The 9050-nt window shown below is 52.0% G+C and carries 9 protein-coding genes and 1 tRNA gene; 8 read left to right on the top strand and 2 right to left on the bottom strand.

Annotated features, from left to right (window positions below; genetic code table 11):
• The first annotated feature begins 76 nt into the window (after positions 1-76).
• Genes ppsA through folD form a run of 3 tightly spaced genes read left to right on the top strand, consistent with a single transcriptional unit; the run spans position 77 to position 4192 of the window.
• Positions 77-2458, top strand: a complete 2382-nt coding sequence (ppsA, locus tag BLV87_RS17720; protein WP_093070848.1) for a phosphoenolpyruvate synthase — start codon at positions 77-79, stop codon at positions 2456-2458.
• Positions 2458-3288 carry a posphoenolpyruvate synthetase regulatory kinase/phosphorylase PpsR gene (ppsR, locus tag BLV87_RS17725; RefSeq protein ID WP_093070849.1) on the top strand — a complete coding sequence of 277 codons (831 nt, stop codon included), beginning with the start codon at positions 2458-2460 and terminating at the stop codon, positions 3286-3288. Before ppsA ends, ppsR begins: the two co-directional genes overlap by 1 nt.
• 46 nt (positions 3289-3334) lie before the next feature.
• A complete protein-coding gene (folD, locus tag BLV87_RS17730) occupies positions 3335-4192 on the top strand; it encodes a bifunctional methylenetetrahydrofolate dehydrogenase/methenyltetrahydrofolate cyclohydrolase FolD (RefSeq protein WP_093070851.1) in 858 nt (285 codons plus the stop codon).
• 41 nt (positions 4193-4233) lie between these two features.
• Here folD and BLV87_RS17735 read toward each other — a convergent pair whose 3' ends face one another.
• Together BLV87_RS17735 and queA are read right to left on the bottom strand one after the other, a co-directional pair.
• Positions 4234-5061, bottom strand: a complete 828-nt coding sequence (locus BLV87_RS17735) for an SH3 domain-containing protein (protein WP_093070853.1) — start codon at positions 5059-5061, stop codon at positions 4234-4236.
• A gap of 208 nt (positions 5062-5269) precedes the next feature.
• The gene (gene queA / locus BLV87_RS17740) at positions 5270-6304 is read right to left on the bottom strand and encodes a tRNA preQ1(34) S-adenosylmethionine ribosyltransferase-isomerase QueA (RefSeq protein ID WP_093070855.1); all 1035 of its coding nucleotides are present in this window, start codon (positions 6302-6304) and stop codon (positions 5270-5272) included.
• Positions 6305-6382: 78 nt separating this feature from the next.
• On the opposite strand from queA, the gene BLV87_RS17745 reads away from it, so the two are divergent.
• From BLV87_RS17745 to BLV87_RS19565, 5 genes are all read left to right on the top strand, one after another.
• A tRNA-Leu gene (locus BLV87_RS17745) sits at positions 6383-6469 on the top strand.
• A gap of 95 nt (positions 6470-6564) precedes the next feature.
• Positions 6565-7539 carry a KpsF/GutQ family sugar-phosphate isomerase gene (locus tag BLV87_RS17750; protein WP_093070857.1) on the top strand — a complete coding sequence of 325 codons (975 nt, stop codon included), beginning with the start codon at positions 6565-6567 and terminating at the stop codon, positions 7537-7539.
• Between the two features lie 88 nt (positions 7540-7627).
• A complete protein-coding gene (locus tag BLV87_RS17755; protein WP_093070859.1) occupies positions 7628-8062 on the top strand; it encodes a c-type cytochrome in 435 nt (144 codons plus the stop codon).
• Between the two features lie 11 nt (positions 8063-8073).
• Positions 8074-8730, top strand: a complete 657-nt coding sequence (locus tag BLV87_RS17760; RefSeq protein WP_217630030.1) for a cbb3-type cytochrome c oxidase subunit I — start codon at positions 8074-8076, stop codon at positions 8728-8730.
• A gap of 101 nt (positions 8731-8831) precedes the next feature.
• Positions 8832-8990: a hypothetical protein gene (locus BLV87_RS19565; RefSeq protein WP_175517813.1), complete on the top strand. Its 159-nt coding sequence runs from the start codon at positions 8832-8834 to the stop codon at positions 8988-8990.
• Positions 8991-9050 lie beyond the last annotated feature (60 nt).

Here is a 9050-nt window from a genome sequence, read left to right on the forward strand (position 1 = left end):
ACAATAACCTTTCAACCTAAACCAACCAAAATATAACGATCCAGACTTCCAACTTCGACTAAACGGAGATCGCGCAATGGCAGATTACATTCTTTGGTTCGACCAATTGGGAATGCACGATGTGAACATCGTCGGCGGCAAAAACGCCTCCCTAGGGGAAATGATCAGCAACTTGGCAAACGCGGGCGTTAGCGTCCCGAATGGTTTTGCCACCACCACACACGCTTACCAAGATTTTATCCGCGCTGACGGTCTGGCTGACCGCATCAACGCGCTGCTCAACTCACTCGACGTAGACGACATCCACGCCCTCACCAATGCAGGCAAAACCATCCGTGGCTGGGTCATGGACACACCGCTGCCTGAAAAACTGCTGGAAACCGTGCGTGAAGCCTACCTCAAACTCGCCGAAGGCTCTGGCGATACAGCCTCCTTCGCCGTGCGCTCTTCCGCCACGGCTGAAGACTTGCCGGATGCTTCATTTGCTGGTCAGCAAGAAACCTTCCTCAACGTGCGCGGCTTGGATAATGTTATCGCCGCCATCAAGGAAGTGTTCGCCTCGTTGTACAACGACCGAGCGATTGCCTACCGCGTCCACCAGCATTTTGAACATGACAAAGTGTTCCTGTCGGCTGGCGTACAAAAAATGGTACGCAGCGACATTGGCGCAAGCGGCGTATTGTTCACCCTCGACACCGAATCCGGCTTCCGCGATGCGGTCTTCGTGACGGGCGCGTATGGCTTGGGCGAAACCGTGGTACAAGGCGCGGTCAACCCCGACGAATTCTACGTTTACAAACCCAATATTGAAGCCGGTCGCCCTGCGATTCTGTCACGCCGTTTAGGTACAAAAGCGATTGAAATGGTCTACGCTGCCACCGCTGGCGACGCGCACAACAAAGCCACTTTGACCCGTGAAGTCGATGCTGCTCGCCGTGAACGTTTCTGCCTGAGCGAAGAGCAAGTCGAATCCCTCGCTCGCCAAGCCATGATTATCGAAAAGCACTACCAGCGTCCGATGGACATTGAATGGGCACTCGATGGCGGCGACGGCAAGCTCTACATTGTGCAAGCCCGCCCTGAAACCGTCGAAAGCCGCGCTTCTGCCACCATTATCGAACGCTACCAGCTCAAAGAAAAAGGCACAGTGGTTGCCGAAGGCCGCGCTATCGGTCAAAAAATCGGTCAAGGCCCAGCTCGTATCATTATGAGCATCAGCCAGATGAACGAGGTGAAAGAAGGCGACGTACTGGTAACAGACATGACCGACCCCGACTGGGAACCGATCATGAAACGCGCATCCGCCATCGTCACCAATCGCGGCGGACGTACCTGCCACGCGGCAATCATTGCGCGTGAAATGGGCATCCCCGCTGTCGTCGGCTGTGGCGACGCCACCCAACGCATCAATGCTGGCGACGAAATTACCGTGTCTTGCGCAGAAGGCGACACCGGTTTCATCTACAGCGGCTTGCTGCCGTTTGACGTGCGCACCGCTGACACTGGCAACCTGCCTGATTTGTCGGTGAAAATCATGATGAACGTGGGCAACCCGTCCCGCGCCTTCGCCTTCTCGCGCCTGCCGAATGCGGGTGTAGGTCTGGCACGCTTAGAATTCATCATCAACAACACCATCGGTATCCACCCGAAAGCCTTGCTGGAATTCGATAATCTGCCTGCGGATCTGAAAGCCAAAATCGGCGCGAAGATTGCCGGTTACGCCAGCCCGGTCGATTTCTACGTGGAAAAACTGGTCGAAGGCATTGCCACCCTCGCTGCGGCTTACGCGCCCAACAAAGTCATCGTGCGCATGTCCGACTTCAAGTCGAACGAATACGCCAACCTGATGGCAGGCGACCGTTACGAGCCACACGAAGAAAACCCGATGATCGGCTACCGTGGCGTTTCGCGCTACTTGTCTGCCAACTTCCGCGATTGCTTCGAGCTGGAATGCCGTGCGCTGCGTAAAGTCCGCAATGAAATGGGCTTGACCAACGTCGAAATCATGATTCCGTTCTGCCGCACCTTGGAAGAAGCGCAGCAAGTCACCGAATTGCTGGCAACCCAAGGCATTAAACGTGGCGAAAACGGTTTGCGCCTGATCATGATGTGCGAAATTCCTTCCAACGCAGTGCTGGCGGAAGAGTTCCTCGAATACTTCGACGGCTTCTCCATCGGCTCTAACGACATGACGCAGTTGACGCTGGGGCTTGACCGCGATTCTGGCTTGATTGCGCACCTGTTTGATGAGCGCAACCCAGCGGTGAAAAAGCTGCTGAAAATGGCGATTGATGCCTGCCACAAGCAAGGTAAGTACATCGGTATTTGTGGGCAAGGGCCATCGGATTACCCCGATTTCGCGGTGTGGTTGCATGAGCAAGGCATTAGCAGCTTGTCGTTGAACCCGGATACCGTGGTGGATACTTGGTTGCACCTTGCCAGTCTGGATGGTAAATAATGAGCAATCGGCGGACAGTATTTTACCTATCTGACCGCACGGGGATTACCGTTGAAACGCTGGGCCACAGTTTGTTGACCCAGTTCGACGGCATCCAATGGCGCAAAGTTAGCATCCCGTTTCTCGACTCCGAAGAAAAAGCACGGGAAACCGCTGAACAAATCAACCTGATGGCGCAACTGGATGGTTGCCGCCCGCTGGTGTTTAGCACCCTGATCAATCCTATCGTGCGTCAGCATATCGAAGCGGCAGATTGCGCGATTTACGACTTTTTCGACAGTTTTATCGACTCGATGGAAAAAGAACTGGGGCAACCCTCTTCCCACGCGATCGGGCGTTCGCACGGCTTGCACAACGATGCATCGTATTCCAAACGGATTTCCGCGATTAATTTTGCGCAAGCTAACGATGATGGCATCAGCGCCAAAAACTTTGCTGAAGCCGACATTGTACTGATCGGGGTATCGCGCTCCGGTAAAACGCCGACGTGTTTGTATCTGGCGATGCAGTACGGCATTTACGCTGCCAATTATCCGCTTACCGAGGAAGACATGGATGCGTCGGGCTTGCCTAAAATCCTGCATCCCTTCCGCAATAAGTTGTTTGGTTTGACGATTGCAGCGGAACAATTGCAACGCATCCGCCAAGAACGCAAACCCAACAGCCGTTACGCCTCCTTAAGCCAATGCCAGCAGGAATTGGAGTGGCAACAAAGCTTGTACCGCCGCGAAAATATTCCTTACATCAATACGACTGCGATTTCGATTGAAGAGATTGCCACAACTATTTTGAACCGCAGCGGGTTGAAACGGCAGTTGTACGGGGAGTGAGTCCAGTGCGACAATACGCGCTTTTCAAAGCCCCCGCAGGAATGCCATGACAGCCCAGATTATTGATGGTAAAAAGATTGCCGCCGAAGTCCGCACCGAAGTCAAACAAGGTGTGGAAGCCCGCCTGCAACAAGGCAAACGCCGCCCCGGTCTTGCTGTTATCCTGATCGGTTCCGACCCTGCCTCACAAGTTTACGTCAGCCATAAACGCAAAGCCTGCGATGAAGTCGGCATTATGTCGCGCTCGTATGATCTGCCCCCGCAAACCACCCAGCACGAATTGGTCGAGTTAATTAACGAGCTTAACCACGACCCCTTGATTGACGGCATTCTGGTACAACTGCCACTGCCCATACATCTGGACGCTTCGCTAATCATTGAGCAAATCAGCCCCAGCAAAGATGTGGATGGCTTCCACCCCACCAATGTGGGACGACTCACTTTGCGCATTCCTAGTCTTCGCCCTTGCACCCCCTATGGCGTGATGCGCTTATTGGATAGCACGGGTGAAGTGTACAAAGGCCGTCATGCCGTCATCGTCGGCGCATCCAATATCGTCGGTCGCCCAATGGCACTGGAATTATTGCTGGCGGGTGCAACTGTTACCGTCACCCACCGATTCAGCGGCAGCATGACTCCTGAACTGGTGCGTCAAGCTGACATTGTAGTGGCAGCCGCAGGTAAGCCGGGGTTAGTCAAAGGTGATTGGATCAAATCGGGGGCAACCGTAATTGATGTGGGCATCAACCGGCTAGAGAACGGCAAGCTAGCAGGCGATGTGGAATTTGAAAGTGCGGCTGAACATGCTGCGTGGATTACTCCCGTGCCGGGCGGCGTAGGCCCTATGACAGTCGCCATGCTAATGAAAAACACGTTGGAAGCGTGTGAAAAACATCCTTTCTAAAAATGATGTAGGGGCGAAAAATATTTCGCCCCTACCCGCATTTATTTAGGTGCCTGTTCCAACAGCTTTTTGACAGTCTCGGCATCCAATGCGCCGGACTCTTGCAAGCGGCGAATAACGGGGGCTGGCAAGCAAACCACTTCAGATTCTTTGAAGTCCACACCATCAGAAACACCACCACATTTCTGGCGTTTTGCATCACCAGACTGGGTTTTTGCTTCGTCGTAGGACATTTTAGCAGCATCTATCCAGCCATTTTGCCCCGCCCAGCGCACCCGTTCCATGGCGAATGCACCGGCTTCTGCCCGCTGACCTAGCTTGACGATATTGGTACCGTTGTGGGGAATTTCCACCGCAATCGCATCATCACCGTGATCGACATACATCATCAGGCTTTCGCCTGCTGACAAGTCTTTCACTGCATAAACCGGAATGGATTTGAATAACCCACCTTTTGCTGCTTCCGGGTAGCCACAGCATTCTTTATCCTGTATCGCAGGGTCAACCAAACACTGGCGGCGAGCGTTTGCGGCTTCGGTTGCTTTTGGGTCTTCCGCTAACGCATCAGATAATACCCAACCGGTTTGATCATCCCAACTCACCTTTTCCCAAACTTTGTCACCAATGGTCATTTGCGCATTACGCCGCGCGACCCATGTCGCGTTATGAGGCAAATTCACAATGACCTCTTTGCCCGGCTCTTTGTACATTTTTAAGACATTACCAGGATCCAAACCTTGGACTCGATAAACCAGCGAAGTATCGGCAGGCATCGGCAATGCTGCCATACTCAATAGCGGCGCAGCTAAGAGCATAAAGCCCCCAAGCAACGGCAAGGACACTTTCTTGAAGACACTCTTTTTGTTCATAATCAATCTCCTACACATTCCCGACTGACAACGGGCGCATCATCTCGCAAGTTAAATAGCACAGCAGATATTGGGATAAAACAAACTGCTAGCTTGATCTAAAACCAATCAATCATAGGATTGATTAATCCTTGATAAACATAGATTTACATTACATGATTATGATCTTACAGTTGCAAAAAAGTCACAACCTTGACAGACGAAATAACTATTTATTCTGCTTATAGGTTATAAACATGGCGTCACCATAACTAAAAAAACGATATTCCTGATGAACGGCATGTTGGTAAGCTTGCATGATGTTTTCATACCCAGCAAACGCTGAAACCAGCATCAGCAAGGTAGATTCAGGAAGGTGGAAATTGGTGATCATAAGATCTACCACGCGGAATTCATAACCCGGTGTAATGAATAAACGTGTATCACCCTGAAACGGTTTTAATGTGCCATCGCGGGCAGCACTTTCGAGGCTACGTACCGACGTTGTACCGACAGCTACTACACGCCCACCACGCTCACGGCAAGCAGCCACAGCATCGCACACTTCTTGGGAAACATCCGCATACTCAGCATGCATCACATGCTGTGACAAATCCTGCACCCGCACCGGCTGGAACGTGCCCGCCCCCACGTGCAACGTAACCGCAGCGGTTTGCACACCTTTTTGCCGCAACGCCTCCAGTAACGGCTGATCAAAATGCAATCCAGCGGTTGGTGCAGCCACCGCCCCCGGTCGTTGCGCAAAAACCGTTTGGTAACGTTCCCGATCGGCTGGCGTATCCGCACGTTCGATATAGGGTGGCAAAGGAATATGCCCGTATTGCTCCAGCAAATTCAACGCCGAATCCGTGTGCAAGAACTGGACTTCAAACAAATCATCCTGCCGCCCGGTTACTTGCGCATCAATCGCCTGTTCCAGGCGTAAGCGCGTACTGGGCTTTGGCGCTTTGCTGGCGCGAATATGCGCAAGCGCGGTGTGTTCGCCTGTAATGCGCTCCACCAGTACTTCAACCTTGCCACCTGTGGTTTTTTCGCCATGCAATCGGGCAGGAATCACGCGGGTATTGTTAAATACCAACAAGTCTTCGGGCTGGATCAAATCGAGCACATCGGTAAACTGGCCGTCACGGCATTCACCGCTCGCACCGTTCAAAATCAATAGCCGACTAGCTGTCCGTTCTGCTAAAGGTTCGGAGGCAATCAGGGCTGGGGGGAGGTCGTAATGGAAGGCACTTAATTTCATGGGGCAGAGTTTAACATTTTGTAAAAAATGTTTCGACAAATCGAAAACATTATGTATAATTGCCGCCTTCACATCCTAGCCGGGATGGCGGAATCGGTAGACGCAGCGGATTCAAAATCCGCCGATGGTGACATTGTGCGAGTTCGAGTCTCGCTCCCGGCACCACTTGTTGTGAACCAATCACCAAGTGAAATATCTAACCCGCCAGTAGCGGGTTTTTTTGTGCCCGTCTCCCGCACATTCCACAAGGGGCTAACAATATGTCACACCACGCTAAAGACCTGCTTACCCTTGCCAAAGCGGTCATCGATACTGAAATCGCCGCCCTTGCCGCTCTGCCCTCACGCTTAGACGACGACTTTTTACACGCTTGTGAAACCATACTCGCTTGCCAAGGGCGCGTCATTGTTACCGGCATGGGGAAATCCGGGCATATCGGCAACAAAATCGCCGCAACACTCGCCAGCACCGGCACACCCGCTTTTTTCCTGCACCCTGGCGAAGCCAGCCACGGCGACCTTGGCATGATCGTTAATGGCGATGTCATCATTGCCTTATCCAATTCCGGCACGAGTGAAGAAATTCTTGCTATTTTACCGGTAATTCGGCGCTTGAATGTGCGCATCATTGCCATGACTGGCAATCCACAATCATCACTAGCACAAGCGGCTGATTTCCATATTAATACGGGTGTAGACAAAGAAGCCTGTCCTTTAGGACTGGCTCCCACCTCCAGCACTACCGCTACACTAGTCATGGGCGATGCCCTTGCCGTTGCACTCTTGGAAGCACGCGGTTTTACTGCCAATGATTTCGCCCGTTCCCACCCAGGCGGACGTTTAGGCAAGCGCCTATTGGTGCATGTACGCGACATCATGCACACGGGAACAGAAATTCCTCAAGTTCCCCCCGATGCCAGCTTACAACAGGCTATTTTGGAAATGACACGCAAAAAACTGGGGATGACTGCCATCACCACCCCCAACGGCACATTGTTAGGCATTTTCACTGACGGCGATTTACGACGCTCTTTCGAAAAAGGGCAAAGCTTACACGAACAACCCATCTCCGCCCTAATGACTGTCTCATTTCGCAGTATCAACGCCCACAACCTTGCGGTTGAGGCGCTCAATCTGATGCAGGAATACGCCATCACGGTACTACCCGTTATTCAGGATGGTAGTGTTATCGGTATTATTCATATGCATGATCTATTACGCGCTGGTATTGCCTAAGGAAAAAGGCTTGACCTGAGTCAAGGCCGCTCACCTATCCATTCCTCTACCCTCCTAGCAGTAACACTATTACGGAGGGATTCACACCATGCAGGAAGTTTTCACCAAAAGCATGGCGAGAAATATTTACTACGGCGGCTCGGCGTTTTTCCTGCTGCTTTTTCTTGCCCTGACATTTGACACGCATCAGGCTTGGCCTGCGCGTGACAACCATCAAAACCTCACCGAACAGGTTGCCGCAGGCAAACGCTTGTGGGAACGCAATAACTGCATCGGTTGCCACACCTTGCTGGGCGAAGGCGCATATTTCGCGCCCGAACTGGGCAATGTCTACAAGCGTTTCGGCGAAAATAAGGAGGCGATCAAAGGCTTTATCAAAAGCCGCCCGGTGGAGGGTATCCCCGGTCGCCGCAGTATGCCGCAATTCAATTTCACCGAGGCGGAACTGGACGAGATTGTTGAATTCCTGAAATACACCAGCGAAATCAATACCGAAAACTGGCCACCGAATATTCAGGGTTAAGGAGAACAATTATGCAATATCAATCCCAGTCGGTGGCGAAACTGTATTTTACTGCTGCTATCGGGCTGTTCGTGGTGCAAGTGCTGTTTGGCCTGGTGATGGGTCTTCAGTACGTGATGGGTGATTTTCTGTTCCCAGAAATTCCCTTTAACGTAGCGCGGATGGTACACACCAACTCGCTGATCGTATGGTTGTTAATGGGTTTTATGGGCGCGGCTTACTACCTCGTGCCGGAAGAATCACAGCGTGAACTCTATTCCCCGAAACTCGCGGTGCTGATGTTTTGGGTGTTTCTGGTGGCGGCGGCGTTAACCGTGGTCGGCTACTTGTCTGTGCCTTACGCAACCTTGGCGCAAATTACCGGCAATGATTTGTTGCCGACGATGGGGCGCGAGTTCCTCGAACAGCCTACCATTACCAAAATTGGCATTGTCGTGGTCGCCTTGGCATTTCTTTACAACATTGGCATGACCGTACTGACAGGGCGTAAAACCGTGGTCACTATCGTGTTGCTGACGGGGTTGGTGGGGCTGGCGGTGTTCTTCCTGTTCTCATTTTATAACCCTGACAATCTGGTGAAGGATAAATACTACTGGTGGTGGGTCGTGCATCTATGGGTAGAAGGCGTGTGGGAATTGATCCTTGCCTCCTATACGCATCAACTTTAAGCCCTCCATTCCCTAACTTGCTGTAATCTCATCCAATTATTAGGTTTTTTCCTCCGTTTGTTTTGTCGGCAAGCGGTTGAAGAAGCGAAGAGTTTTGCCAGTTGCTTGAGGCATTTTATCAAGCTGCGTCGCTCAGCGATGCAGGCGGCAAGATGGGAAGCCTGTTCCTGAATGGCTTGAACACCTTTGGTGAGGCTGCGCTGGGGTATTTCCCACAATCCGGTGAGCATGATCCAGTGTTGGATGAGGATAATCAGTAATTTGACGTAGATTTCACACAAAATTCGCCATACGTTGGCACTTCTGGAAACCGCGAGGCG

The sequence above is a fragment of the Thiothrix caldifontis genome (assembly GCF_900107695.1).
In the GTDB taxonomy this organism is placed as follows: Bacteria; Pseudomonadota; Gammaproteobacteria; order Thiotrichales; family Thiotrichaceae; genus Thiothrix; species Thiothrix caldifontis.